This window comes from Pseudomonas sp. S32, assembly GCF_016648095.1.
Classification (GTDB): Bacteria; Pseudomonadota; Gammaproteobacteria; order Pseudomonadales; family Pseudomonadaceae; genus Aquipseudomonas; species Aquipseudomonas parafulva.
Genome location: NZ_JACVVF010000001.1, coordinates 1 through 26,161, shown reverse-complemented (window position 1 = coordinate 26,161; position 26,161 = coordinate 1). Strand labels below are relative to the sequence as shown.

26 protein-coding genes are annotated in these 26,161 nt (G+C 62.8%); 10 read left to right on the top strand and 16 right to left on the bottom strand.

Translation table 11 applies throughout. The features are described from left to right. Positions 1-90: 90 nt before the first annotated feature. The 5 genes from leuA to IAE38_RS00110 all read right to left on the bottom strand — a co-directional run bounded on the left by leuA (position 91) and on the right by IAE38_RS00110 (position 6,080). Entirely contained in the window at positions 91-1,764 is a 1,674-nt protein-coding gene (gene leuA / locus IAE38_RS00130; protein ID WP_201163246.1) for a 2-isopropylmalate synthase, read from the bottom strand. Between the two features lie 341 nt (positions 1,765-2,105). Beyond that, positions 2,106-2,933, bottom strand: coding sequence for a M23 family metallopeptidase (locus tag IAE38_RS00125; protein ID WP_201215184.1), 828 nt, complete (start codon positions 2,931-2,933; stop codon positions 2,106-2,108). A gap of 3 nt (positions 2,934-2,936) precedes the next feature. Beyond that, the gene (xseA, locus tag IAE38_RS00120; RefSeq protein WP_201215182.1) at positions 2,937-4,316 is read right to left on the bottom strand and encodes an exodeoxyribonuclease VII large subunit; all 1,380 of its coding nucleotides are present in this window, start codon (positions 4,314-4,316) and stop codon (positions 2,937-2,939) included. A 79-nt stretch (positions 4,317-4,395) separates the two neighbouring features. After that, on the bottom strand, positions 4,396-5,142 hold the full coding sequence (locus IAE38_RS00115; protein ID WP_201163243.1) for a transglutaminase-like domain-containing protein: 747 nt from the start codon (positions 5,140-5,142) through the stop codon (positions 4,396-4,398). 50 nt (positions 5,143-5,192) lie between these two features. After that, complete coding sequence (locus IAE38_RS00110) at positions 5,193-6,080, bottom strand: LysR family transcriptional regulator (RefSeq protein WP_201215180.1); 888 nt, start codon at positions 6,078-6,080, stop codon at positions 5,193-5,195. 114 nt (positions 6,081-6,194) lie between these two features. Here IAE38_RS00110 and IAE38_RS00105 point away from each other — a divergent pair, with 114 nt between their 5' ends. The 4 genes from IAE38_RS00105 to guaA all read left to right on the top strand — a co-directional run bounded on the left by IAE38_RS00105 (position 6,195) and on the right by guaA (position 10,880). Continuing rightward, on the top strand, positions 6,195-6,950 hold the full coding sequence (locus tag IAE38_RS00105; protein ID WP_201215341.1) for a sulfite exporter TauE/SafE family protein: 756 nt from the start codon (positions 6,195-6,197) through the stop codon (positions 6,948-6,950). A gap of 51 nt (positions 6,951-7,001) precedes the next feature. Further along, entirely contained in the window at positions 7,002-7,556 is a 555-nt protein-coding gene (locus IAE38_RS00100; RefSeq protein WP_028631459.1) for a hypothetical protein, read from the top strand. A 150-nt stretch (positions 7,557-7,706) separates the two neighbouring features. Then, positions 7,707-9,176, top strand: coding sequence for an IMP dehydrogenase (guaB, locus tag IAE38_RS00095; RefSeq protein ID WP_028631458.1), 1,470 nt, complete (start codon positions 7,707-7,709; stop codon positions 9,174-9,176). Between the two features lie 126 nt (positions 9,177-9,302). Further along, positions 9,303-10,880, top strand: a complete 1,578-nt coding sequence (gene guaA / locus IAE38_RS00090) for a glutamine-hydrolyzing GMP synthase (protein WP_028631457.1) — start codon at positions 9,303-9,305, stop codon at positions 10,878-10,880. Between the two features lie 134 nt (positions 10,881-11,014). Here guaA and IAE38_RS00085 read toward each other — a convergent pair whose 3' ends face one another. From IAE38_RS00085 to IAE38_RS00055, 7 genes are all read right to left on the bottom strand, one after another. Continuing rightward, positions 11,015-11,254, bottom strand: coding sequence for a Rieske (2Fe-2S) protein (locus IAE38_RS00085; RefSeq protein ID WP_201215178.1), 240 nt, complete (start codon positions 11,252-11,254; stop codon positions 11,015-11,017). Further along, positions 11,247-12,092, bottom strand: coding sequence for an iron-containing redox enzyme family protein (locus IAE38_RS00080; RefSeq protein ID WP_201215169.1), 846 nt, complete (start codon positions 12,090-12,092; stop codon positions 11,247-11,249). Before IAE38_RS00080 ends, IAE38_RS00085 begins: the two co-directional genes overlap by 8 nt. Next, on the bottom strand, positions 12,089-12,889 hold the full coding sequence (locus IAE38_RS00075; protein WP_201215166.1) for a dihydrodipicolinate synthase family protein: 801 nt from the start codon (positions 12,887-12,889) through the stop codon (positions 12,089-12,091). Before IAE38_RS00075 ends, IAE38_RS00080 begins: the two co-directional genes overlap by 4 nt. Then, positions 12,882-13,394 (bottom strand): DUF6190 family protein, encoded by a 513-nt coding sequence (locus tag IAE38_RS00070; protein WP_201215164.1) that lies wholly within the window; start codon positions 13,392-13,394, stop codon positions 12,882-12,884. The genes IAE38_RS00075 and IAE38_RS00070 overlap by 8 nt, the downstream gene beginning before the upstream one ends. Then, entirely contained in the window at positions 13,387-14,580 is a 1,194-nt protein-coding gene (locus IAE38_RS00065) for an aminotransferase class I/II-fold pyridoxal phosphate-dependent enzyme (RefSeq protein ID WP_201163238.1), read from the bottom strand. Before IAE38_RS00065 ends, IAE38_RS00070 begins: the two co-directional genes overlap by 8 nt. A gap of 127 nt (positions 14,581-14,707) precedes the next feature. Further along, on the bottom strand, positions 14,708-15,406 hold the full coding sequence (locus tag IAE38_RS00060) for a LuxR family transcriptional regulator (RefSeq protein ID WP_236403161.1): 699 nt from the start codon (positions 15,404-15,406) through the stop codon (positions 14,708-14,710). A 35-nt stretch (positions 15,407-15,441) separates the two neighbouring features. Beyond that, positions 15,442-16,074: a glutathione S-transferase family protein gene (locus IAE38_RS00055; protein WP_201215162.1), complete on the bottom strand. Its 633-nt coding sequence runs from the start codon at positions 16,072-16,074 to the stop codon at positions 15,442-15,444. A gap of 85 nt (positions 16,075-16,159) precedes the next feature. On the opposite strand from IAE38_RS00055, the gene IAE38_RS00050 reads away from it, so the two are divergent. After that, entirely contained in the window at positions 16,160-17,233 is a 1,074-nt protein-coding gene (locus tag IAE38_RS00050) for a transketolase-like TK C-terminal-containing protein (protein ID WP_201215156.1), read from the top strand. On the opposite strand, the gene IAE38_RS00045 is transcribed toward IAE38_RS00050, so the two are convergent. After that, positions 17,218-17,682, bottom strand: a complete 465-nt coding sequence (locus IAE38_RS00045; protein WP_201215340.1) for a MarR family winged helix-turn-helix transcriptional regulator — start codon at positions 17,680-17,682, stop codon at positions 17,218-17,220. The genes IAE38_RS00050 and IAE38_RS00045 overlap by 16 nt on opposite strands. Positions 17,683-17,812: 130 nt before the next feature. Here IAE38_RS00045 and aceE point away from each other — a divergent pair, with 130 nt between their 5' ends. Further along, positions 17,813-20,482, top strand: coding sequence for a pyruvate dehydrogenase (acetyl-transferring), homodimeric type (gene aceE / locus IAE38_RS00040; protein WP_201213639.1), 2,670 nt, complete (start codon positions 17,813-17,815; stop codon positions 20,480-20,482). Positions 20,483-20,504: 22 nt separating this feature from the next. Here the strand turns inward: aceE and IAE38_RS00035 are convergent, their stop codons facing one another. After that, positions 20,505-21,452: a helix-turn-helix transcriptional regulator gene (locus IAE38_RS00035; RefSeq protein WP_201215154.1), complete on the bottom strand. Its 948-nt coding sequence runs from the start codon at positions 21,450-21,452 to the stop codon at positions 20,505-20,507. A 174-nt stretch (positions 21,453-21,626) separates the two neighbouring features. On the opposite strand from IAE38_RS00035, the gene IAE38_RS00030 reads away from it, so the two are divergent. After that, the gene (locus IAE38_RS00030) at positions 21,627-22,061 is read left to right on the top strand and encodes a hypothetical protein (RefSeq protein WP_201215152.1); all 435 of its coding nucleotides are present in this window, start codon (positions 21,627-21,629) and stop codon (positions 22,059-22,061) included. A 79-nt stretch (positions 22,062-22,140) separates the two neighbouring features. On the opposite strand, the gene IAE38_RS00025 is transcribed toward IAE38_RS00030, so the two are convergent. Both IAE38_RS00025 and IAE38_RS00020 read right to left on the bottom strand, forming a co-directional pair. After that, entirely contained in the window at positions 22,141-22,719 is a 579-nt protein-coding gene (locus IAE38_RS00025; RefSeq protein WP_060483452.1) for a cytochrome b, read from the bottom strand. 24 nt (positions 22,720-22,743) lie between these two features. After that, positions 22,744-23,343: a TetR/AcrR family transcriptional regulator gene (locus tag IAE38_RS00020; protein ID WP_033728168.1), complete on the bottom strand. Its 600-nt coding sequence runs from the start codon at positions 23,341-23,343 to the stop codon at positions 22,744-22,746. 111 nt (positions 23,344-23,454) lie between these two features. Between IAE38_RS00020 and IAE38_RS00015 the strand changes: the two genes are divergently transcribed. The 3 genes from IAE38_RS00015 to tadA all read left to right on the top strand — a co-directional run bounded on the left by IAE38_RS00015 (position 23,455) and on the right by tadA (position 26,056). Beyond that, positions 23,455-24,015 carry a GNAT family N-acetyltransferase gene (locus IAE38_RS00015; RefSeq protein ID WP_201215150.1) on the top strand — a complete coding sequence of 187 codons (561 nt, stop codon included), beginning with the start codon at positions 23,455-23,457 and terminating at the stop codon, positions 24,013-24,015. Positions 24,016-24,194: 179 nt separating this feature from the next. Next, positions 24,195-25,577 (top strand): multicopper oxidase family protein, encoded by a 1,383-nt coding sequence (locus IAE38_RS00010; protein WP_201163232.1) that lies wholly within the window; start codon positions 24,195-24,197, stop codon positions 25,575-25,577. Continuing rightward, entirely contained in the window at positions 25,577-26,056 is a 480-nt protein-coding gene (gene tadA, locus IAE38_RS00005; RefSeq protein WP_201215148.1) for a tRNA adenosine(34) deaminase TadA, read from the top strand. The genes IAE38_RS00010 and tadA overlap by 1 nt, the downstream gene beginning before the upstream one ends. Positions 26,057-26,161: the final 105 nt, after the last annotated feature.

Genomic DNA, 26,161 nt, shown 5'->3' with positions numbered 1-26,161 from the left:
AGGTGCGCCGCAGGCGGCGCATCGCAAACTTGGCTCGCTCCTGCCGGGAAGCGTGGCCTCCGGTGGAGCGAGGTGGCTCGCGATGGCTGATCAGGCCGCCTTGGCTTCCTGCTGGCTCAGCGAGCGGTTCAGCGCGCTGAACAGGGCTTTGAAGCTGGCTGTGGTGATGTTTTCATCGATGCCCACACCGTGCACCGGGCGACCACCTGCCACACGCAACTCGATGTACGCCGCTGCCTTGGCATTGGTGCCCGCGCCAATGGCGTGCTCGTTGTAGTCCATGATTTCCACGGCCACTGGCAGGCCTGCCACCAGGGCTTCCAGGGCGCCGTTGCCCTTGCCGCGCCAGTGCAGGGTGGTTTCGCCTTCGCCGGCAACTTCCACTTCCACGGCGCTGTGGCCGTTTTCTTCCTGCAGGCGGTGGCTGACCAAGGCATAAGGCGCGTTGGCCTGGAGGTATTCCTTGTGCAGCAGGCTGTAGATCTGCTGGGCGGTCATTTCCAGGCCCAGGCGGTCGGTTTCGCCCTGTACCACCTGGCTGAACTCGATTTGCATGCGGCGCGGCAGGCTGATGCCGTATTCCTGTTCGAGCAGGTAGGTGATGCCACCTTTGCCCGACTGGCTGTTCACACGGATGACGGCCTCGTAGCTGCGGCCGATATCGGCCGGGTCGATCGGCAGGTAAGGCACCTCCCACAACGCGCCGTCCTGCTGTTTGGCCAGGCCTTTGCGGATGGCATCCTGGTGCGAGCCGGAGAAGGCGGTGTGTACCAGGTCACCCACATACGGATGGCGCGGGTGAACCGGAAGCTGGTTGCACTCTTCCACGACCTTGCGCACGCCGTCGATGTCGGAGAAGTCCAGCAACGGGTCGATACCCTGGGTGTAGAGATTGAGGGCCAGGGTGACCAGGTCGACGTTGCCGGTACGCTCGCCGTTGCCGAACAGGCAGCCCTCGGCACGGTCGGCGCCGGCCATCAGGCCCAGTTCGGTGGCGGCGATGCCGGTGCCACGGTCGTTGTGGCAGTGCAGGCTGATGATCACGCTGTCGCGGCGGTTGATGTTGCGGCAGAACCACTCGATCTGGTCGGCGTAGATATTCGGCGTGGCAACTTCCACGGTGGCCGGCAGGTTGAGGATGAGCTTGTGCTCAGGGGTGGGGTTCCACACCTCGATCACCGCGTCGCATACTTCCTTGGCGAATTCCATTTCGGTCGCGCTGAAGGTTTCGGGCGAGTACTGGAAGGTCCAGTGGGTTTCCGGCTGCTGGGCAGCATATTTGACGAACAGCTTGGCCGCGTTCACCGCGATGTCCTTCACGCCCTGCTTGTCCTGGTTGAAGACGATGCGGCGGAAGGCCGGGCAGGTGGCGTTGTACAGGTGCACGATGGCTTTCTTGGCACCGCGCAGCGACTCGAAGGTACGGGCGATGAGGTCTTCACGGGCCTGGGTGAGCACCTGAATGGTGGTGTCATCCGGGATGTGGCCGTCTTCGATCAACGTACGCACGAAGTCGAAATCGGTCTGCGAGGCGGACGGGAACGAGGCTTCGATTTCCTTCACGCCGACTTGCACCAAGGTCTTCCAGAAACGCAGCTTCTTCTCCGCGTCCATCGGCTCGATCAGCGACTGGTTGCCATCACGCAGGTCCGAGCTGCACCAGATGGGCGCGGCGGTGATGGTTTTCGACGGCCAGGTACGGTCAGGCAGGTCGATGGTCGGGAACGCGCGGTATTTCTTCGAAGGGTCTTTGAGCATGGTCATGGAAGCAATCCTTTTGTGTGCGGCCGAGGTCGGGCCTGCCGGGCAATAACGAGGTAAGGGGCGAGGCGACGCGATTCAGCCTGGTAGTCGAGCGCTGACCAGGCAAAGGCTGCGATGTTGTCGGAGCAGAATGAGGGTGCTGAAGGTTTTCATGCCCTCAACCCTAACCAGTGGGGTGGGGGATGGCAAGCGCTTGAAAAAAATTGAGAGGAATGCTTAAAAAAAGCCATTTTGCGAGATTTTATGGCACTAATCCGGCTCAGGCTTTTGTATTTTTGCTGGGTATTTTTCGATGGCGCAAATCGAGGGAAGCAGGGCGCGTGCTGGCCCTGCCGCCGATCTCAGGGCTGGAACGCCCCGATGAAAATGGCCGGGTCCACCCGCGCATCGTTCAGGCTGACATTCCAGTGCATGTGCGGCCCGGTCGCACGCCCGGTCGAGCCCACGCGCCCCACCACGTCCCCGCGCCGCAAGGGCTGGCCAACTTTCACATCGATTTTGGACATATGGCAGAACATGCTGATGAAGCCCTGCCCATGGTCGACGAACACCGTGCGGCCGTTGAAGAAATAGTCCCCCACCAGGATCACCTGGCCGTTGGCGGGTGTCTTGATCGGCGTGCCGGCTGGTACGGCGAAGTCCAGGCCAGCATGCGGGTTGCGCTCTTCGCCATTGAAGAAGCGGCGCACGCCGAACTTGCTCGACAGCGGCCCACTCACCGGCTTGTCGAGGATCAGATTGCTGGGCAGGCCAGGGCTGAAGCTGCGGTAGGCCTTGATCTGTTCGGCCAGCTCGCGGTCGATCCGCTTGAGGTCGGCCGGGTTAGGGTTTACCTGGCGGGTGTTCTTGAGGGTGATGCGCTGCTCGGGGTACTGCTTGGTGCCGACGGTGAACGGCAGGTTGCGGCTGCCTTGCTGCAGCACAGCGCTGCCGGGCTTCTGGGTAAGCGGTATGCCCACGATCGCCAGCCAGTTGCCCTGCTCCTTCACCACCAGTACCGGTTTGCCGTCGAAGCGTGCACTGGGGGCGCTGGCGGCCGGGCCGAGGTCGACCACGGCAACGCCACCGGGCACCGGCTTGTCGAGGGTGCGGGTGATGTAGCTGGCCTGGGCGCCGGTCGCCAGCAGCGTGAGGGTAAGGGCAAGCAGGGGGGCGAGCAGGCGTGGCATGTGTCAGTCCAGTAAAGAGAGGGTGACCGGGGTCAGGTGGTTGTCTTCGACGCGTACGTGCAGCTCGCCTTCGTTGAGGCGGGCCGTCAGGCGCTGGCCGTTGTGCGTCTGCTCGGCGCTGCGCACGGCCTGGCCGCGTTCGTCCAGCAGGATGCTGTAGCCGCGTGCCAGGGTGGCCAGCGGGCTGACCACCTGCAAGGTCTGCAGTTGTGCCTGAAAACGCTGCCGGCGGTCTTTGAGCACGTCGCGCATGGCACGTGGCAGGCGCTCGGCCAGGCTGTCCAGGCGCTGGCCGAGCAACTTCAGTGCACGCCCGGGGTGCTGCGCGGCCAGCCGTGTTTCCAGGCGCACCATGCGTTCGCTGCGCTGGTTGAGGGTGTGCGTGAATGCACGGCGCAGGCGCATGTCCAGGTCGTCCAGGCGCTGGGCCTGTTGGCGCAGGCGCTCGCCTGGGTGGCGCAGGCGCCGGGCCAGCGACTCGACGCGCAGGCGGTCATGGGCCAGGCGGTTCTGCATGCGCAACAGCAGGCGCCGTTGCAGGCCATCGAGGCGATGTTGCAGGCCGCTGCTGTCAGGGGCCAGCAGTTCGGCGGCAGCCGAGGGGGTTGGGGCGCGTACATCGGCGACAAAGTCACTGATCGAGACGTCCGTTTCGTGGCCTACGGCGCTCACGACAGGGGTGCGGCAGGCGGCCACGGCCCGCGCTACGGCTTCCTCGTTGAAGCACCACAGGTCTTCCAGCGAGCCGCCGCCGCGGGCCAGGATCAACGCATCGAAGCCCTGGCTGTCGGCCAGGCGCAGGGCCCGCACAATCTGCGCGATGGCATCGCGGCCCTGCACGGCAGTGGGGATCAGGTTCAGTTCCACCTGGGGTGCACGCCGGGCGAACACGCTGATGATGTCGCGGATAACCGCACCGGTGGGGGAGGTCACGATGCCGATGCGCTGCGGGTGGGCCGGCAGGGGTTGCTTGCGCTCGGTGCTGAACAGCCCCTCGGCGCCGAGTTTTTCCTTCAGTGCCTCGAAGGCCAGGCGCAACGCGCCGTCACCGGCCGGCTCGACCGTGTCGAGAATGAGCTGGTAGTCACCGCGCCCCTCGAACAGCGAAACCTTGCCGCGCACGCGCACTGCCAGGCCATCGCGCAATGCCTGTCGCACCCGCGTGGCGTTTTGCCGGAACAGCGCACAGCGCACCTGGGCGCCGCTGTCCTTGAGGGTAAAGTACATGTGCCCGGAGGCAGGGCGGGCAAGGTTGGAGATTTCACCCTCCACCCACACGCTGCGGAATACGTCTTCCAGCAGCACCCGGGCGCGGCCGTTGAGTTGGCTGACGGTGAGCACTTCCCGGTCAAGGCCGAGGCGTTCGAAAGGGTCTCTGATCATGGGCGGCACTATAAAGGATAGCGGGGCAGGGTGTCGTGCCTGTGTCGTAGTTGCCAGTTGCCGAGTGCTTGCAAGCGGGTCATTGACCGGCGTGGTCGCAGGGCCGCTCACCCTTTGCGCCTGCGCGAATCCGTTGCACGTTAGCGTTCAGCTGCCGGTGGAAAAAGTGCCGGTACACCCAACCTTTTACCCCGCTGAGGTTGGTGTTGTGCTCGCGATAGAACGCATCGGGCGAAGCATATAGCCCCAGTTCGCGCGCAATGCCCTCGCGTTGTATGTAGGTGTCGCGCCCGGTCCATTGAACAGGTGGCTCGGCCAGTGACGGAGTGGCCACCGCATACCCCACGAAAGCATGCCGGCAATCGCTGAACCGGGCCTGCACGGCCTGCAGGTACTGTTGGTCGAGAATCACTCCCTCCAGTACCACCCAACTGCCGTCCAGCAAAACTTCGACCCAGGTGTGCAGGATTTCCTGGGGCGCCAGCCAGTAGACAAATGCTGTCAGCGCCCCTTTTTGCAGGCGCTTGTCGATGGTGAAGCCGCGTAGCCTGCAAGGGATGCCCAGGGCACGCAGCAAGGCCATCAACAGGGTCGATTTGGTATTGCAGTGACCCAGCCCCTCTTCGAGGGTTACTGACGCAGGTGTGCTGTCGGCACCGGCGTTGTAGCCGAACAGAATCTCGTCGCGGCAAAACTCGTAGACTGCCTGGGCACCGCGCTGCGGCGGCAGCTGTCGCCAGCCGCGGGTTTCAATCAGGCGGCTGATTGCCGGCGCGTCGAAGTCGAGTATCGGCGTGGGCTGCAGATAATGCTGTTGAATGCTCATTGCAAAACCTCCGTTTTTTACCTAGCGTGGACCCTGTAGCTACTTCAAGGTCAAGCGCCGCCGCCCAGGTGATCCTTGAATTGCTTGACCAGTGCCCCGGCATCCCGACGGTAGGCAACCGCCACCGTACTGACGCAACCATGGTCGTGCACAGGGATGAACCGCAGTGCAGCGGGGGCGATGTCTTGCATGCACCGCGGCAGCAACGCCACCCCGAACCCGGCCTGAATCAGTTGCAACTGGGTGGTCTTGCGCGAAACCACCTGGGCCGGCCGTGGGAAGAACCCGGCGGCCATGCACAGTTCTGCCGACAGGTAGCTCAACCCGCCGCGCTGGTGATGGGGGAGGGAGATGAACGGTTGCTCACGCAGCTCGTTCAGGCCAATGCTTTTTCGGTTGGCCAGGGCGTGGTGGCCCGCCACCGCCAATAACAGCGGCTCATCGAACAGTGGCTCGATGCATACCCCTTCGTGTTGACGCAGTACCGGCAGCCGCAGCATTCCGATATCCAGGCGCCCGTGGGCCAGCTCTTCAAGCTGGCCTTCAGAGGACAGCTGGGCGATTTCCATGCACACCTCTGGGTTTTCCTGCAGGTAGCCACTGAGGCGTTGCAGCAGCAGCCCGGTCAGCGGCACGGTGCTGGAATGGCTGAGCCGCAGGCTGCCACGCAGGCCCTGGCCGACCGCGCGGGCCAGGTCACCCGCTTTTTCCAGGTCTTGCAGCACGTTGCGCGCACGCGGTAGGAACGCCGCGCCAGCGGCCGTCAGGCGAGGCAGGCGGGCGGTGCGCTCGAACAACGGCGTGCCCAGTTGCTGCTCCAGTTCCTTCACCTGGCGGCTGAGGGCTGACTGGGCAATGTACAGGCGTTCGGCAGCGGCGCTGAAGCTGCCGCTTTCGGCGATTTCGACGAAGTAGCGTAATTGGCGGGTAGAGATCATGGGCTATGCCGTTTCGAGATGGCGGGTGGCGATATTGGATATTAGCCGGCATGCCTGTGGTCTGGTTAAGGTAGGTTGAAATGACTATAAGGTGTGCCCCGGATGCTCGCTGATCTGCTCGCCCAACTGCCGTTCAGCCCGCTCGGCTGGCTGCCCATCCTGCTGGGGGTGGCTGCAGCCTATGTGGTATTCGGCATTGCCGGTTTTGGTACCGCGCTGGTGGCCGGGCCCATTCTGATCAACTTCATGCCGCTGTCCCGGATCATCCCGCTGCTGGTGCTGCTGGACTTCGTGGCAGCCCTGGGCAACCTGCTGCCTTCGCGCCGCGATGTAGTGCGTGGCGAGTTGCTGCGGCTGCTGCCGTTCATGGCCATCGGTTGTACCTTGGGCGTGGTGTTCCTGCTGAAGCTCAAGTCGGACGTGCTGTTGCTGTTGATGGGGCTGTTCGTGACGGGGTATGCGCTGTACGGGTTGGCGGTAAAGGTGCGGCCGGCCACCCTGGCCGGCTGGTGGGCGGCGCCGATGGGTACGGTGGGCGGTTTGTTCGGGGCGCTGTTTGGCAGTGGCGGGTTTCTCTACGCCCTCTACCTGAGCGCGCGGCTGGAGGCCAAGGAGCAGGTGCGTGCCACTCAGAGCGCCTTGATCAGTTGCAGCACGGTGGTACGGCTGTCGCTGTTCATGCTCGCCGGGGTCTATGCCGACAAGGGGTTGCTGTTGCTTGCCCTGTGCTTGCTGCCAGTGATGTTCGTTGGCCTGTGGTGCGGGCGCAGGCTCGCCTGTCGCTTGTCGCGCGAAGCCTTCGTTCGGCTGGTCACCTGGCTGGTACTGGCCAGCGGCCTGGCGCTCATCGGCCGGTACCTGACCACCTGAGCAGGGGGTAGAATAGCCCGACCCTTGCAGCTTCCCAGGCCTGTACCGTTCATGAATACCCAGAGCATCATCGTTCCCCGGCTGTCCACCGTCCCCGTGCATGAGGCACGTGCCCGTGCCATCCTGCGCTGGCTGGTACGGGAAAAGGTCGTCGAGGAGCAACTGACCACCTGCGGGGTTGCCGGCAACCGCATGGGCCATGCCTTGGCCGAAGGGGCACGCAAGGTGGCCCTGCACCCCGAAAAGCTGCCGTTTGGCACAGCGGTGAACGGCCTTGAAGTGATGCTCAAGCGCTGCATCTATACCCCCACCGAGGGGTTTCTTGAAGAAGCCGGTTGCCCCGAATGCCGGCGCGAGGTGGGCGAGCCGCTGTTCGAAAGCCTCGAAGAGTGGATGCCTGGGGTCAGCGACAACTTCACCTGCCCGCTGTGTGGGTTCGAAGATGACATCAATGGCTTCATCTTCCTGCAACCGTGCGCCTTCTCCAACCTGGGCTTCATGTTCAACAACTGGGGCGAGGCCGGTTTCACCCAGGCCTTCCTCGACAACTTCGCCGACTGGCTCGACCAGCCGGTGGCAGTAGTGCAGGTGAACGCCAAGGCATAAGCCAGTGCCAGTCGGTCAAGGCCTGGGTCCTGTGGCACACACCGTTCTGTAGCCTGCCGCCTGTAACTTGAAGCTTGATTTACATTGAGCGGCGCGCCGTGCATCAGTATAATGGCGCGCTTCCATTTTTCCCGCCCGGGAGCCCCCGCGATGCTGCGTATCAGCCAAGAAGCCCTGACCTTCGACGACATTCTCCTTGTACCTGGCTACTCCGAGGTACTGCCCAATGAAGTCAGTCTCAAGACCCGTTTGACCCGTGGCATCGAGCTGAACATTCCGCTGGTCTCCGCCGCCATGGACACCGTCACCGAAGCGCGCCTGGCCATTGCCATGGCCCAGGAAGGCGGCATCGGCATCATTCACAAGAACATGACCATCGAACAGCAGGCCGGCGAAGTGCGCAAGGTCAAGAAGTTCGAGGCTGGCGTGGTGAAGGACCCGATCACCATCGAAGCCGACGCCACCGTGCGCGACCTCTTCGACCTCACCCGCCTGAACAACATCTCCGGCGTTCCGGTGCTGGAAAACGGTGATCTGGTCGGTATCGTCACCTCCCGTGACGTACGCTTCGAAACCCGCCTGGACGCCAAGGTCCGCGACGTGATGACGCCCAAAGAGCGGCTGGTCACCGTGCGCGAAGGCGCCAACAAAAACGAAGTGCGCGAACTGTTGCACAAGCACCGCCTTGAAAAGGTGCTGATCGTCGACGACAAGTTCAGCCTCAAGGGCATGATGACCGTCAAGGACATCGAAAAAGCCAAGGCCTACCCGCTGGCCAGCAAGGACGACCAGGGTCGCCTGCGTGTCGGCGCCGCAGTCGGCACTGGCAAGGACACCGGTGAGCGCGTAGCCGCCCTGGTCGCTGCCGGTGTGGACGTGGTGGTGGTGGACACCGCCCACGGTCATTCCAAGGGCGTGATCGACCGCGTTCGCTGGGTCAAGGAAACCTACCCGCACGTGCAGGTAATCGGCGGCAACATCGCCACTGGCGCTGCTGCCAAGGCCCTGGCCGAAGCGGGTGCTGATGCGGTCAAGGTCGGTATCGGCCCAGGCTCCATCTGCACCACCCGTATCGTTGCCGGTGTCGGCGTGCCGCAGATCAGCGCCATCGCCAACGTTGCCGCTGCGCTGGAAGGCACAGGCGTGCCGCTGATCGCCGACGGCGGTATCCGCTTCTCCGGTGACCTGTCCAAGGCCATCGTTGCCGGTGCGTCCTGCGTGATGATGGGTTCGATGTTTGCCGGTACCGAAGAGGCTCCAGGCGAAGTCGAGCTGTTCCAGGGCCGTTCCTACAAGGCCTACCGCGGCATGGGTTCGCTGGGTGCCATGGCGCAGGCGCAAGGCTCGTCCGACCGCTACTTCCAGGACTCCTCGGCCGGCGCCGAGAAGCTGGTGCCGGAAGGCATCGAAGGCCGTGTCCCGTATAAAGGCGCGCTGGCCGCGATCATCCACCAGCTGATGGGCGGCCTGCGTTCGTCCATGGGCTACACCGGCAGCGCGACCATCGAAGAGATGCGCACCAAGCCGGAGTTCGTGCGCATTACCGGTGCCGGCATGGCCGAGTCCCACGTGCACGACGTACAGATCACCAAGGAAGCCCCCAACTACCGGGTCGGCTGATTGCTGGCAGCGGTAAGCCTCGCGCTTCAAGCTCCAAGCGGTGGCTGCGTTCAGCAGCTACCGCGTTTTCCCCGATCAACTTGCAGCTTGCAGCTTCAAGCTCGCAGCTGAATCAGAGATTCCCCCATGGCCCTCGATATTCACGCCCACCGTATCCTGATCCTCGATTTCGGCTCCCAGTACACCCAGCTGATCGCCCGCCGCGTGCGCGAGATCGGGGTGTACTGCGAACTGCACCCGTTCGACATGGACGATGAAGCGATCCGCGAATTCAACCCGCGCGGCATCATCCTCGCCGGTGGCCCCGAGTCGGTTCACGAAGCCAACAGCCCCCGTGCGCCGCAGGCAGTGTTCGACCTGAACGTGCCCGTGCTGGGCATCTGCTACGGCATGCAGACCATGGCCGAACAGATGGGCGGCAAGGTTGCAGGCTCCGAACTGCGTGAGTTCGGTTACGCCCGTGTCGACGTGGTAGGCAAAAGCCGCCTGCTCGATGGCATCGAAGACCATATCGACGCTGACGGCGTGCTGGGCCTGGACGTGTGGATGAGCCACGGCGACAAGGTCACCCAGATGCCAGCCGACTTCCACGTGCTGGCCAGCACCCCCAGCTGCCCGATCGCCGGCATGTTCGACGACAACCGTGGTTACTACGGCGTGCAGTTCCACCCGGAAGTGACCCACACCAAGCAGGGCGGTCGCATTCTGTCCCGCTTCGTGCAGGACATCTGCGGTTGCGAAGCCCTGTGGACCCCGTCCAACATCGTTGAAGACGCCATCGCCCAGGTGCGTGAGCAGGTGGGTTCGGCCAACGTCCTGCTGGGCCTGTCCGGCGGCGTTGACAGCTCGGTGGTTGCGGCGCTGCTGCACCGCGCCATCGGCGACCAGCTGACCTGCGTGTTCGTCGACAACGGCCTGCTGCGCCTGCACGAAGGCGACCAGGTGATGGCCATGTTCAAGGAGAACATGGGCGTCAAGGTGATCCGCGCCGATGCCGAAAAGCAGTTTCTCGACAACCTGGCCGGCGAAGCCGACCCCGAGAAGAAGCGCAAGATCATCGGCCGCACCTTCATCGACATCTTCGATGCCGAAGCCAGCAAGCTGCCGAACATCCAGTTCCTGGCCCAGGGCACCATCTACCCCGACGTGATCGAGTCGGCTGGCGCCAAGAGCGGCAAGGCCCACGTGATCAAGTCGCACCACAACGTGGGTGGCCTGCCGGAAGAGATGAACCTCAAGCTGGTCGAGCCACTGCGTGAGCTATTCAAGGACGAAGTGCGCAAGATCGGCCTGGAACTGGGCCTGCCGTACGACATGGTCTACCGCCACCCATTCCCAGGCCCGGGCCTGGGCGTGCGCATCCTCGGCGAAGTGAAGAAGGAATACGCCGACATCCTGCGCCGTGCGGACCATATCTTCATCGAAGAGCTGCGCAAGGCTGACTGGTACCATAAAACCAGCCAGGCCTTCGTGGTGTTCCAGCCGGTGAAGTCGGTGGGCGTGGTAGGCGATGGCCGTCGTTACGCCTGGGTCGTCGCGCTGCGCGCCGTCGAAACCGTAGACTTCATGACCGCCCGTTGGGCACACCTGCCGTACGAACTGCTGGAAACCGTCAGCGGCCGTATCATCAACGAAATCGAAGGTATTTCGCGGGTGACCTACGACGTGTCGAGCAAGCCGCCTGCGACGATTGAGTGGGAGTGATCCCACGTCCGGTGTAAGCCAGGAGCACGTGGTCAGATAAACCCCGGGAGCCCGCGTAATTGCGGGCTTTCGGCCTTTTGGGGCTGACTAGGCAAGGCAGCACATCATTAAGTCGAGTGGCTGCGGCTCAGGGGTTAAGTGAGCTTCCGGCAGGCGAGGCTGCCGCAGTGCGGGCCGCTCAACTGTTCGCCTGTTTCCAGGCTGAACACCGAGAAGTGTAGGGGGCACATGATGGTGCGACGGTCATGATTGACCATGCCATGCTCCAGCCAGCCTTGCCTGTGCGGGCACAGGCTCGGCACCACGTAGGTCTGGTCACCTACCTGCACGGTGAAGGTGGCTGGCCGCAGGGCGACGTCCGCCTCTTCAAGCATGCGCCACCTCCTTGCCCGCCTTGGAGGCTTGAGCTTTGTACACCGCTTCATCGAACGCGGTATTGGTGATCAGGCGGCCCATACAGATGCCTTGCCACGCCTTGACGTAGTCGAGTGCGCGGTCATTATCCATGGCCTTGAGCAGCCGTTGCCCTTCCAGGGCATGGAAAGCGTCAATGTGTACGTGTTCGGTGTAGTAGGTATGGGCCTTGATGCTCAGCCGCTCGCACAGCGCGGTATAGCAGCCAAAGAAGAAGGGCACCACGGTCTCGAAGTACGTGATCACCCCGGCAAAATACGACGGATCATCGGCCCGCATGGTCAACCAGCAGAACATGTTGGGGAATGAGCAGCCGGCCTCACCGTTTGCCTTGATATTGCTCTCGAGGTCTGTCGGCATGCCCAGTTCGTCGAGCAGCACCTTGTACAGCGTGGTGTGGGAGCGCTTGATGTTACCGGAGCCGAACTCGTCGATCATCATGCGCAGCATGGGCATCTGGGCCTCCAGGCTCAAGCGTGGCATCAGGTGGTAGAACACCTGTGCCTCGGTCAGGCCATCGAGGGCAAACTCCTGTACCAGGATCTTGAACTCGTCGAGGTCCATGTCCTGCGCCACGTAGCGCGCTGTGGGCGGTTCGTCGGCCTTGTCCTGCTCCACCAGCGCGGCCAGCATCTTGCGCAGCTCGGCAAAGCTTGCGGGCTGTTCTGGCGTCTGGCTTTCACGGATCGCATTGTCGACCCAGGTACGCTCGAACTGCACCAGGTCGGCCGGTAGAGGTACCATCCGCTCGATCAGCGCCCGGTTGGCGCGAAACAGTGCTTTTTGAGAGGTTTTCATCGTTCTCGCTCCTGTACGGTCAGGGCAGTACCGATCACCCCCCTGCCGACCAATTCGCGTTTCACATGGGCGTACCAGTCTTCCTCGCCCAACCCGTAACGCTTATCCAGTGCTTCCACCAGCCCGGCGATCGCTGGCTGGTGGGGCTCAGCGGCGATGCGACACAGCGTGGGCTCGATGTTCGCCAGCGAGACGACGTTGCCATCGCTCAGCAAGGTGCCCGCCAGCTGATGCTCCCAGCCGATGAAGTAGTCGATGCCTTCGCTACGCAGCCGATCCACCTGTGCCTGGCTGGGCGGCTGGGTGGGGGAATCCTTCAGCCCCGTGACACGCGGCAGGCGCGCGATCTGGAGCAGGGTCTCGAATGACTTTTCGTTCCCCGACAGTGCCGCCTCGTTGTAGATCAGCAGCTCCAGCGGGACCTGTTCATGAATGCGCTGGTAATGCGACAGCAGTTGATCCTGATGCAGTTGCCCACCGAAGGGGGAGGTGACCATGATGGCCTTGGCCCCCAACTGCTCGGCCAGGGCAGCGCGCTGGATCACCGCTTCAGTGCTGGGCAGTTCGATACCGGCCACCACACGATGGCTGTCACTCGCGAACTCCAGCGTGTAGCGCAACATGTCTGCCCACTGCTGCTCGGACAGCCTCCACCCTTCGCCTGAGGTCAGGCAGGGAATGAAGCCGCTGACCACGCCTGCGCAGCTGTATACCAATTGCTGAACGCTTTGCCGGCACACCGCCCCCTGCGCATCCAGGGGTGTGACCAGCGGTACCAACACCTGATGCTTAGACATGCGCGAAGTCCTCCGGCGCGACGCTCAGCGCCAGCGATGCCTGGTAGAGGGCCTGCAGCGCCCCATGGAACGACCCGGGTACCGCCGTTTCGCGGAAGCTGGCCAGAAACGGACGCAAGGCGATGCACTGCTGGTAGTCGCGGTCGTGGGTGTAGAACGGCACTTCTGATTCGAGCACCTGTGCCCCCTGCAGCCGCTTTTCAGGGGCAAGCCCGGACAGCTCGGCGCTGCTGGCCGCCATTTCGATCACCCGATCGCTGTAACCGCCGCGCTGGATTGCCATTTCCGAATGCAGCACGTCCATGAAGGGGTAGTAGACATCCTGTAGTTCACGCGCCTTCTTCCAGATGATGGCGTCGCAGATGCCGATCTGGCTGAAACTCATGCTCACCTGGTCGCTGAACCGCTCGGTGAAGAAATTGAGCGACTGGTTGCGAATGGCCGCATCGGTGTGATGCATGCCCATGAACACGGTGGCATCGATGATGGGCAGGTGCTTAGGCATTGTAGGCCTCCAGGGCATGGCGGATCACCTGCATGGCTGCTTCGAAGGCTCCCGGATCGCGGGCCAGGGCCAGGCGTACATAATGGCGGCCCTGTTCCGGGTTGCTCCAGAAGAAGTAGCGGCCGGGCAATACGTAGGCCTGGTGGTCCAGCAGGTAGGCCTGCAAGTCGTCGCCGGACAGGTCCTTGTCCAGAATCTCGAACCAGGCCACGCTGGTTTCGATCGCAGGCTCCACATACCGCAGCAAAGTACCGTCGAGATACTCACGTGCCACCTTGCGGTTGGTTTGCAGCACATCGCGCACCGAGGCGAACCCGTCGGCCTCGCTGTCCTGGATGTACTCGGTGACCACCTGCAGGATGAACGGGGAAACGTTGAGCAACACGCTGGTGACGATGCTGTAGATCTCAGGGTTCAGGCGAGTGCTGCTCATCAGCGTGGCACACTTGGTGTCCTGCAGCGGCCAGGTCTTGCCGGTGTCTTCCATCACCAGGTAGTCGGTACCCACTTCGTCCAAGATCGCGTACGCGTCGACGCGGTCACGGTGGCCTACTTTCATGAACGATGCGAAGCAGAAGTCCAGAATCAGGATCTTCTGGTGATCGCGGCAGTAGCGCGCCACTTCGATGAAGGTTTCCGGCCCGTCGGCGAACATCGAGCTGCCGGTCGGGTTGTTCGGGTCTACCAGGAAAATCGCATCGAGCTTGGCCGCATGCTTCTCGAGCAACTGATACACCTGGGTGGGGTCCGCCAGAATGGCTTCGGGCAGGGGCGTCATCGGCACTTCCATGTGCTTGAGCAAGTCGTGCAGGTTGTCGAAGCAGGGTTCGATGAGGCCCACACTCAGGTTGTGCTTGCGCAGGTAGGTCGCGGTGATGTGCATGGCGATCGACGCGGCGTACACCAGGTAGATCTCATCGCTGCGCTTGAGCGCGTGATGCTGGCCATGGAATTGATAAAACGCCTTGATAAAGGCTTGTTCGCTTTCGTACTGGGTCAGGCTTTGCGCACGGTTCCACAGCTGTGGCAGCTTTCGAACGATGGCCGCCTGGCTCGCACTTTGGTGTTGGTGCGTGTGAGCATCAGCAAGATTGTGGCGCGTCTTGAGCGCCGAGATCTCGTGTTGCGTGATGTCCTCCAGGGCACGGCTGGTGGAGGCGGGGGCGGGCAGGACTGACAGGTTCATGGTGATTCCCTTCTTCTTGTTGGGTTGACCAGTAGTGCTGCTCAATCATTGTGGTTTCCGCGCCCCTTGATAACTGTACCTAGGTACAGGCCAGGCTGTCGGGCAGGCTCGGTGGGTGGCGCTGCCGTCAGGCAATACCTAGACGCGATGCTTCGAACACGGCCTGCTTGGCGGTTTGAACGTCGAGTTTGCGCACCACGTTGGCCATGTGGAACTTCACCGTCCGCTCGCGTATGTCGCAGATGCAGGCGATCTCGCTGTAGGACTTGCCCATGGCGACCCAGCCGAGGATCGTTTGCTCGCGCAGTGTGAGCGCCTGATCGATGCTCGACACATTGCTCGTGCTGACGTTGAGCGAGCTGTGGAAGGCCACCAAAGCCAGTTGCAGGGTGCCCTTGATCGCATCGATCCTGGCATGGAAGTCTGGGCTGTGTTCGCGGTTGAACAGGTTCAGCAGGCCCATTCTGTGTTGCGGGTCATGCACCACGAAGGTGTAGCCGTCGTCCAGGGAGAACTGGCGCATCAGCGCTTCGAACTCGCCTTGCCCGGCAATCGGTTTGCGCTGGAAGGCTTCGATCCACGAATAGGGCGCCACGCTTTCCACGCCGTGGGCGACCACCGGGTCAACGCGGTATAGCGCCTTGCTGCAGTACTCCTGTTGCCAGGCCAGCGGGTAGCTGGAGAGAAACGTCGACAAGCCAAGCGTGCGCTTGTCGATGATGGTGTAGGTGAAGGGGCAGTCAATTTCGCAGGGCAGCAATTCGATCAGGTTGGCCAGGTTGGGGTCCTGGCCAGGCCTGATGGGAAGGTGAGCGTTGATATTCATGATCAACATCTTCTTTATATCAGGCGGGAAAGTGTTCAGGCGTTGGCGCGGGACTTCTTCAGGCCCTGGCGCACGGCAGGGCGCTGTTCCAGTTGGCCGAGCCATGCCTTGACGGCAGGAAAGGCGCCGATGTCCAGGCCCAGTTCCTCGTAGGTGCGCAGCCAGGTGAACAGCGCGATGTCGGCAATGGTGTAGCGGTCTCCCGCAATGAACGGGCGCTTGCTCAATTCGCCCTCGACCACCCCATACAGGCGCAAGGACTCGCGAGTGTAGCGCTCCAGCGCCTGGGCATTTTTGACGTCGGTGCCGTGCCTGAACCACCACAGTTGCCCCAGCATCGGGCCAATGCTAGCGATTTGAAAGCTCAGCCATTGCTGGATCAGCAGCTTGTCCACGCCCTGTTCACCGCCCAGTTGCCCCTGTTGCTCGGCGAGGTAGGTGAGGATTACCGCTGACTCGAACAAGGTGCGCCCCTGTGCGGTATCGACCAGCACGGGGATCTTGCCGTTAGGGTTGAGCTTGACGAAGTCGGGCTGCTTCTGGTCGCCCTTGCCCAGGTCGAGGTCGGTCTGCTCGTAGTCGAGCCCCAGTTCTTCCAGAGCGATCGAGATTTTCTGGCCGTTTGGGGTGTCGGCAGTGTACAGGCGCAGTGATGCAGACGTAGCCATAGGATCCTTCCTTTGTGGTTGCATTTGCAATCAGTCTGCATTATCCCTATTGCAGATCGCAAGACCTGCATGAGGAGTTTCAAGGATGGACCACCTGCGCCTACAGCACACCCCCAATACCATGTCGGCCGCTCAAGCCTGCATCGCCGAGATCGAACGGGGGTACCGGGACAAGGCGGGCACTCATGGCTCGCCGCTGTTCACGGTCTTTGATTTGCTCAAGCGACTGCAGGGCAGTACCACGACCAGTGGGCAATTCTGGATGATCAACGACCGCGCCACCGACCCCCAGGGCGGTACGGCGATCAGCGCATGGCCCTTGTGGTTCAGCGAGCAGTCGCGCCGCGACGAGCGCCCGCTTTTCTACATGACGCAGGCACCGACGTCGGCCGAGGTGTCCATGCTGACTGCCCAGACGGCTGAACGCGGGATCATCCTCAATGACATCGAGTCCTCACCGTCGCGCTGGGCGAAGGGCGCGCATCCCTGGCTACCTCTGTGGCTGGCGTCCAACCGCAGGTGCACGCCGTTCGACCCGGCCTGCGGGGATGAGGCCAAGGCGATTCTGGTCGGTGCACTGCACGAGCTGTATCTGGAAGGCGCGCCAGGCTTCTGCTACATGACGTTGCACGATATCCCTGGCGAAGGGCTGGCCTGCGACCGTTCGGCCGCGCACCTGGGCATGTACCGCCTGACGTCGGCATCTGAGGGGGCCGTGGCACAGGTGCGCTTGCTGGGAGCAGGGCTGATGCTGCGCGAGGTGCGCGCGGCGGCGGCTTTGCTGCACGGGGAGTGGGGGCTTGATGCAGAGGTCTGGAGTTGCCCCAGCTACACACGGCTGGCACGTGATGCCGAGCGGCAGGCCCGGTCCAGGCGCCTGCAGCGCGCCGAGCCGCCTGTCAGTTGCCACCTGCAACAGTGCCTGGGTACCAGCGAGGTGCCGGTGGTCGCGGTCACGGGTTATGCCGAGTTTGTCGCTGCGCAGCTCGGCGCCTATGTCGCGGCGCCCTTCACGGCATTGGGGGCCGATAGCCTGGACCCTAGCCAGCACCTCGATCGCCACTGGATCGTGGTCACGGTGCTGCGCGCCTTGGCCGAGCGTGGCGAAGTGGGCACTGCAAGTGTGAGCGAGGCGCTGTCGCGCTACCGCTTGGCCTGACCGGGTGTTGGCGACAGGCGAGCGTTACGGCTCGCCTGCTCCAATGCACTGGCGAAGACGCGCTGTTGTTCATCGTCGAATGCCACCAGAAACAGCTCTTCGACGGAGTGCTTGTACACCGCCCACATCCGTTTGCGCAGGTCCCGGCCGCTGTCTGTGATACGGGCAATTGCACCCCGTCCGTCCTCGGCCGCTTTCTCCCGGGCCACGTAGCCGTCCTTCTCCAGGCGGTCGACCAGGCGGGTCAGGTTGTAGCGTTCGATGGCCATGACGTCGGCCAGTTCGTGCATGCGTCGCGCGCCCTGTTCGCCGCTTTCGATCCCCCACAGGGCGTCGTACCACGCGTAGGGCGGCAGCCCCTGTTCGGCCAGGCGCCGCTCGATTTCCCGGATGAGGCAGCGGTGCGCACGGATGAAGCTGTACCAGAGGTCTGGCGTCGGGATGGTCATGGGTTCTTCCAGGTCAGGGCTGTTCATTGCAGTTGCAATCATACAGACATTGACGATAGATTTAATTGCAAGTGCAACTAAGGGTTGGTTGAACAACGACCAGCTGATGCCACATCAAGGAGAGTGACCAATGGCGCAGGGCTATCCGCTTCGCGATGAAGACCCTCAAGAAACCCGCGAATGGATCGATTCGATTGCATCGGTCGTCGAGGTCGAGGGGCGCCCACGCGCGCACTTCCTGATCGACCAGCTGCTCGACTTCGACGTTTCCGTGCACGGCGACTTCCACGGGCGGGTGACCACCCCGTATGTAAACAGCATCCCCCCCGAGCGTGAGCTGCCTTACCCGGGTGACCTGGATGTCGAGAAACGCCTGAACGCCTACATCCGCTGGAACGCGCTAACCATGGTGCTGCGCGCCGGCAAGCATTCCGGCGTTGGTGGCCATATCGCCACCTATGCCTCGGCGGCGGTGCTGTATGACGTGGGGTTCGATCACTTCTTCCGTGGCCGCAGCGACACCTTTGCGGGCGATATGGTCTACATCCAGGGCCACTCGGCACCCGGCATCTATGGCCGCGCCTATACCGAAGGGCGCCTGAGTGAAGAGCAACTGGACAACTTCCGCCGCGAAACCGACCGTGATGGTGTGTCTTCCTACCCGCACCCGCGCCTGATGCCGGACTTCTGGCAGTTCCCGACGGTATCCATGGGCCTGGGCCCGATCACTGCGGCGTACCAGGCGCGCTTCATGCGCTACCTCGAAAGCCGTGGGCTGAAGGAACATCAAGGCCGCAAGGTCTGGGCGTTCCTCGGCGATGGCGAGATGGACCAGCCCGAGTCGCTGGCCGCCATCTCGCTGGCCGGCCGCGAGAAGCTCGACAACATCATCTTCGTGGTCAACTGCAACCTGCAACGCCTGGATGGCCCGGTGCGCGGCAACGGCAAAGTGATCCAGGAGTTCGAGAGCCTGTACCGCGCCGCTGGCTGGAACGTCATCAAGGTGATCTGGGGCAGTGGCTGGGACGCACTGCTGGCCAAGGACAAAACCGGCTTGCTGCGCCAGCGCATGATGGAATGCGTGGATGGCGAGTACCAGACCTACAAGTCGCAGAACGGCGCCTACGTGCGTGAGCATTTCTTTGGCAAGTACCCTGAGCTGCTGGAGCTGGTCAGCGACCTGAGCGATGAGCAGATCTGGAAGCTGTCGCGCGGTGGCCATGACCCGGTCAAGGTCTACAACGCCTATGCCTCGGCCACCCGCCACAAAGGCAGGCCCACGGTGATCCTGGCCAAAACGGTCAAAGGGTTCGGTATGGGGGAGGCGGGTGAAGGGCAGAACATCAACCACCAGCTGAAGAAGATGGGTGCCGATGCGGTGAAGGCATTCAGCCACCGCTTTGGCCTGGAACTGACTGACGACCAGCTCGGTGAACTGCCTTACCTGCGCCCGGCGGATGACAGCGTAGAGGCCCGCTACCTCAAAGGCCGCCGCGACAGCCTGGGTGGCCAGGTGCCGGCGCGTCACGCTCAGGTGGAGCCGCTGCAAATCCCGCCCTTGTCCACGCTCGACGCTCAGCTCAAGGGCACGGGCGAGCGCTCCATTTCCACCACCATGGCCTTTGTGCGTATTCTCAGCACCTTGTTGAAGGACCCGAACATCGGCAAGCTTGTGGTGCCCATCGTGCCGGACGAGTCACGTACCTTCGGCATGGAAAACCTGTTCCGCCAGATCGGCATCCACTCCCATGTGGGCCAGCTCTACACCCCACAGGACGCCGGTACGCTGTCGTACTACAAAGAGAGCGTAGACGGCCAGATCATGCAGGAGGGCCTTAACGAGTCGGGTGCCACGTCCTCTTGGATTGCCGCCAGTACCTCGTATGCCAACCACGGCGTCATGACGCTGCCGTTCTACATTTTCTACTCGATGTTCGGCTTCCAGCGTGTGGGCGACCTGCTGTGGGCCGCAGGCGATGCGCGCGCCCGTGGTTTCCTGCTGGGCGCTACGTCGGGGCGCACCACGCTGATGGGCGAAGGCTTGCAGCACGACGACGGCCACAGCCATGTGATGTCGGCTACCGTGCCTTGCTGCGTGTCGTACGACCCCACCTACGCCTACGAGCTGGCAGTGATCGTGCACGACGGCATGCGCCGCATGTACGTCGAGCAGGAAGACATCTACTACTACATCACCGTACTCAACGAGAACTACCCGCACCCCGACCTGCCGCAGGGTAGCGAGGCGGGCATTCTCAAAGGCCTGTACCGGCTGCCTATCGAGCACGCCAGCAACGAAAAGCGCCATGTCCAGCTGATGGGCAGCGGCTCAATCCTGCCCGAGGTCATCGCGGCGGCCGATATTCTGGCACGTGATTACGGGGTCAGCAGCGAGATCTGGAGCGCGACCAGCCTCACCGAGGTGCGGCGCGATGCCCAGCAGGCCGAGCGCTGGAACCTGTTGCACCCGCTGGATGAGCCCAAAGTGCCTTATCTGACCGAAGTGTTGGAAGGCCACCCTGGCCCGGTGGTGGTGGCTACGGATTACATGAAGATCCATGCCGATCAAATCAGGCCGTGGGTGGGCAACCGTCGCTTCGTGGCGCTGGGTACCGATGGTTTCGGTCAGTCCGACACCCGCGAGGCGCTACGTCGGCATTTTGAGGTGGACCGGCAATTTGTGGTGCTGGCAGCGCTGAAGGCGTTGGCGGACGACGGCGTGCTTGGCCGCGATGTGGTGGCCAAGGCGCTGGCGGACATGGAAATCGACGTGGACAAGGTCGACCCCATTACCGTGTGAAGCTGTCGCGGCGAGCAAGGCCTTATTCGGAACCCGGGGTGTGCCCGAAGTAGGCCTTGTACGCATGGCAGAAATTGGCCGGGTTGGCATAGCCGACATGGTAGGCAATCTGCGAGATCTGCCACTTGCGCTCCAGCACGAGCAGCCGCGCGAGCTCCAGGCGCTGCCGCCGTACGTGCTGCAGGATGGAATACCCGAACTGCTGATTGAACGTGCGGCGCAGCGTGGTTTCGCTCACGTTCAACTGGCGGGCAAGCTGGGCGACGGTTGGCGGGGCAGTTGGGCTGCTGTCGAGCAAACGGCGTGTTTCCAGTGCCAGGTCACTGCGGCTGCGGTCTTCGTGCAGCGTGGGTTTTGGGGCCAGGCCAGACAGATGGCTGGCCAACTCCACAACGACCCCAAGGCTGAGGCTTTCATAGTGCAAGCGCCTCAAGCTGCCGTGGTAGGGCGAGCGGTAGAGTTGCTGGAACAGACGGCTCAAGGAAGGGCTTTGGGGCAGTTGGTTGAACTGCATGCCGTTGCCCATCAGCGCCAGCAGCGGCTTGAACTGCTCATCGTCCTGGGCCAGCTCGCGCAGCGCATCCCCGGCAATACGCACACCCGCCATGCGCGCATGGCTGTGGACCGGCAACTGGTCTTGAGCTTCCAGGCTTTCGCTCAAGCCCAGCACATGCAAACGGCCGGCATCGTACTGGTTCAGGGTGCCATCTACCTTGTGCTGCCATATCCCGTCGAACACCTGCACGATGCACAGGCTTTCAGGTAGCACCTTGTCGATGCGCAGCGGTTCTGCAAAATGCAGATGGCAATCGAAGTACTGCAAACCCTCCCGCACCGTCTGCGCCCGATAGTGCCCTGTGGCGCTGCCCATTACCTGCGCTGCACGCGTATCCAGCACGCCAGCCTGGGCCAGCGAGCCGGGGCTGTCGAAACTGAAGGTGGTGTCCAGGTAAGGGGTCAGCGATTGCATGGGGGCAGTGGTTCTCGTCAGGGTTGCGTAGGGCAGAAGTGGGACCGCGCGCGCATTTTCGGCAATGGCCGTTGTGATCAGCCGGCTGATTGTTGTGAGGGTCGGGCAGGTGACTTGGCAGCGTGCATATTGAGGCTTTCAATACGCGTTTGTTGCAGATCAGGAAACAAAATCATGACCGGTTATCTTAAATGGCCAGCTTTGCTGGCTGCTTGCTTCAGCTTGTGGTTCAGCCAGGCTCAGGCCGAGGAACGCCCTGAAGTGGCAAAGCATGTTGTCGCTTACCTGGGCACTGAAGGTGCCAAGGTATGGACGCTGCGTATTGGCGACCGCGCCGCCAACGAGGCGCTGGTGCAGGTCGAGGGCATCGACCACGACTGGGATATGCGCATTCAGAAAATGCACGTTGAAAAGACCAGCAAGGACACGCGCTACTGGACCACCGTTGACGGCAAGAAATTCGTCGCGCTGATCGTGCAGGGCACGTGGGGCGGCGAGCTGTACCTGCCCGGCGAAGCGCAGCCGCGCCCGGTGGGCTATTCAGAAGGCCTGTCACAGCAGGGTAATGCCGAAGCCTTCCTCACCGATTACCTCGCTGCCAAGAAATAAGACAGCTTTGCAGGGGTAATGCCTGCTTCGAAAGCCTGCATCCTGCTCGCGAAGAGGCAACCTCTGTACCCCTTGCGGCTCAGTGACCCGGCAGCATACGCACCAGTACATCGTCACGCCGTACCCGATGGTGGAACACTGCCGCCACTACGTGCAGCCCGACCACCCCCCACGCCACCCATTTGCCGATGAAATGGTGAATATCGTCGATGGGGACTTCAAACGCTTCATAGCTCACCCCATACGTGGCACTGATCCACGCAAACGCGGCTGTCTCGTTGAAGCCTGTCACGCTGAACACGCCGTAGTCCGTAGGCGCCCCCGTACCCAGGTAGCCGGTCAGCGGCATGACGATCAGCAACCCGTAAAGCCCCCAATGGGCTACCTGCGCCAGCCGATGCTCGAGCTTCGAGCCAGGCGGGCTGTGTGGCTGTACCTGCAGCAGGCGCCACAGCAGCCGCGGCAGCACCAGGAAGCCCACCAGCAAACCCAGCGCCCAATGCACGTTCAGCACGGGCCAGGACTCTGGCGAGGTGTCGTCCATGAACCAGATGACGTAATAGACCACGATGTAGGCTGCGATGAACGCGGCGGCGGTGGTCCAGTGGAAGAACTTGGCGAGGGCGCCAAAACGTGTGGCGGTGTTGCGCCATTGCATTGTGTTTCTCCTGGCAGGGTGGCGTCAGCGGGTAAGCAGGTTGCCCAACAGGCGATCCAGGCTGTCGAGGGCCTCGCCCAGGCGTGTTTCGATTTCGGCGTCCGGCTCGGCGATCCAGAATGACGCTTCGGTGACCGCGCCATAGATCATCCGCGCAGTCACCCCGGTGTGCAGTGGCGCCACGCTGCCCTCGGCGACCAGCCCGTCCAGCGCCTGCTGCAAAGCGGCAACGCCGACCGAGCGCGCAGCGGGAGGCACATCGCCAAACACCGCGCGGGCATCTTGCAGGATGATCCGGCGTATTTCCGGCTCCAGCGCCAGCTCCAGGTACGTGCGGCACCGGCGGCGAAAACCCTCCCAGGGCGTAGGGGCCGCGTCGGAGACAGCTTGCAGGCGTTCGCCCACTTCCGCTTCGATTTGCTCGATGACCGCGATCAGTAGCCCCTCTTTGTTGCCGAAATGGTGGTACAGCGCCCCACGGGTCAGGCACACCTGCGCCGTGAAGTCGTCCATTGAGGTATTGGCGAAACCTTGGCTGGCAAACACCTGCCGCGCGATCGCCACCAGCTTGGCACGGGTTTCCTCGATCATGCTGGAGCGGGTGCGCCGTTGTGGCTGGGTCATGGGCTTTCCTGAACGAATCGCATACGCCGCGTACGTTAATTTGCATACGCGGCGCATGTCAATATAATCGTCAGCTCAACCAGTGCGCCGTTGAGGCGCCAGGAGACTTAGATGGTAGCCATTGCAACCGAGCGGCTGATCTTGAGGCCATTCGCCAAGGAGGATGCGGCCGATCTTTTCCAGTATCTGCATCAACCCGTCTCCAGCTGCTTCTTGTCGCTCGCCCTCGCGAACGTGCAGGCGGCCGAGTGCGAAGCGCTGGACCGGGCATCCGGCAGCAAGTACCTGGCGGTATGCTTGCGTACCTCCGGCAAGCTGATTGGCGATCTGTTCGCTGAAGCGGAGGACGATACGTTCTCGGTGGGCTGGAACTTCAACCCAGCCTTCGGCGGCCAAGGCTATGCCTATGAGGCCGCTGCCCAGTTGTTCGCCCACCTGTTCGAGCAGCGCGCGGCGCGCCGGCTGTACGCCTACGTGGAAGACACCAACCGGTCATCCGAGCGGCTGTGCGAGAAGCTCGGCATGCGCCGCGAAGGCGTCTTCAAAGAGTTCGTGACGTTCAAGAACGACCAGGACGGGCTGCCGATCTACGAAAACACCCAGCAGTACGCCTTGCTGCGCCACGAATGGGCAGCGGCGTGTGCCCTGCGAGACCGTGCTTCGGGCTGTTGAATAAGGTGTAAATGGGAATTTGGCGCGGCATTTTCCGTATTGCAACCCGCTTTGCGGGACGCGGTGGGCGCTGCGGCAACACTTCACTTAATCTTTCGCAAATGCAGGTGTATCGTATTCGCCCTTGATCGTCAGCCATGCTGGCAGCTTGATAGCGCCTAACACGAGGTTCCCGCTGCATGTCCTTCACCCGTCGACAAATGCTCAAAGGCCTGACCGGCCTGGTTGTGGTTGGCCTGGGCGCCGGTGGCGCTGCACGGTACTGGCTGGGCAAGGTCGAGGACGATAACGCGGGCCACGACTACGAGCTGATTGCAGCGCCGCTGGAGGTAGAGCTGGTGGCCGGGCACAAGACCGAGGCCTGGGCCTTTGGCCCCAGCGCCCCGGGTACCGAATTGCGGGTGCGTCAGGGCACCTGGCTGCGGGTGCGCTTCATCAACCACCTGCCGATCGAAACCACCATCCACTGGCATGGCATTCGCCTGCCGCTGGAAATGGACGGGGTGCCCTACGTATCGCAGTTGCCGGTCAAACCGGGGGAGTATTTCGACTACAAGTTCCGCGTGCCAGACGCCGGCAGCTATTGGTACCACCCTCACGTCAGCAGCTCCGAAGAGCTGGGCCGTGGCCTGGTTGGGCCGCTGATTGTCGAGGAGCGCGAGCCCACGGGCTTCCAGCACGAGCGCACCCTCAGCCTGAAAACCTGGCATGTGGACGAGCAGGGCGCCTGGATGCCCTTCAGCGTCCCGCGCGAAGCTGCGCGCAACGGCACCGCCGGGCGGCTGATCACCATCAACGGCCAGGCCGATGCCGTCACCGAGTTGCCGGCCGGGCAAGTGGTGCGGGTACGGCTGCTGAACCTGGACAACACCTGGACCTACCGGCTCAACCTCAAGGGCAACTGCGAGGCACGGGTGTATGCGCTGGATGGCAACCCCATTACTCCGCGGCCGCTGGAGGATGAGTACTGGCTGGGCCCGGGCATGCGCATCTGCCTGGCCATTCGCATCCCACAGGCGGGTGAAGAGATCTCGCTGCGCGACGGTTTTGTACGTTTGGGTACCCTGCGTTCGGTGGCCAGCAACGACACCCCCGGTGACTGGCCGGCAGCATTGCCCGCCAACCCGATCGCCGAGCCGGACCTGGAGAATGCCGAAAAGCTGAACTTCAATTTCGAATGGGCGGGCAAGGTGTCGGTAGGCACCGACCAGGGCAAGCCCCCCAGCCTGTGGCAGATCAACGGCCAGGCCTGGGATATCACCGACAAGACCTGCGCCGACCGCCCGATCGCTACGCTCAAACAGGGCAAGAGCTACATCTTCGAGCTGAAGAACATGACCCAGTACCAGCACCCCATTCACCTGCATGGCATGAGCTTCAAGGTGATCGGGTCGAATCGCCACGACATCAAGGAGCCCTGGTTTACCGACACCTACCTGCTGGGCCGCAACGAGCGTGCTCAGGTGGCGCTGGTGGCCGATAACCCTGGCACGTGGATGTTCCACTGCCATGTCATCGACCACATGGAAACCGGCCTGATGGCCGCGATCGCGGTGGTTTGATGCGCCCGCAGATCATCGACCGCAGCCGCGACCAGGACTTCATGCGCATGGCCCTGGCCCTGGCCGCCGAGGGTGCGCAACTGGGTGAGGTGCCGGTGGGGGCGGTGCTGGTGCAACATGGCCAGGTGATTGGCCAAGGCTTCAACCGGCCGATCACCGACAGCGACCCCAGCGCGCACGCCGAAATGGTGGCCATCCGTGCTGCCGCGCACGCGGTCAGCAATTACCGCCTGCCGGGCAGCACGCTTTACGTGACGCTTGAGCCCTGCAGCATGTGTGCGGGGCTGATTGTGCATTCGCGGGTGGCGCGGGTGGTATACGGGGCGCTGGAGCCAAAGGCGGGTATCGTGCAAAGCCAGGGCCAGTTCTTCAACCAAGGCTTTCTCAACCATCGCGTGATGTTCGAGGGTGGGGTACTGGCCGAGGAATGCGGGCAGATCTTGAGCGAGTTCTTCAAAGCTCGCCGCGCCAAGAGCTGAGCGGCTGCGGCCCTGATCTCGGCAAGCCACCGATCTCTCAAGCACGCCACGCCACCTGTGGGAGCGGGTTTACCCGCGAAGCAGGCAGCGCGGTGCATGGCACCG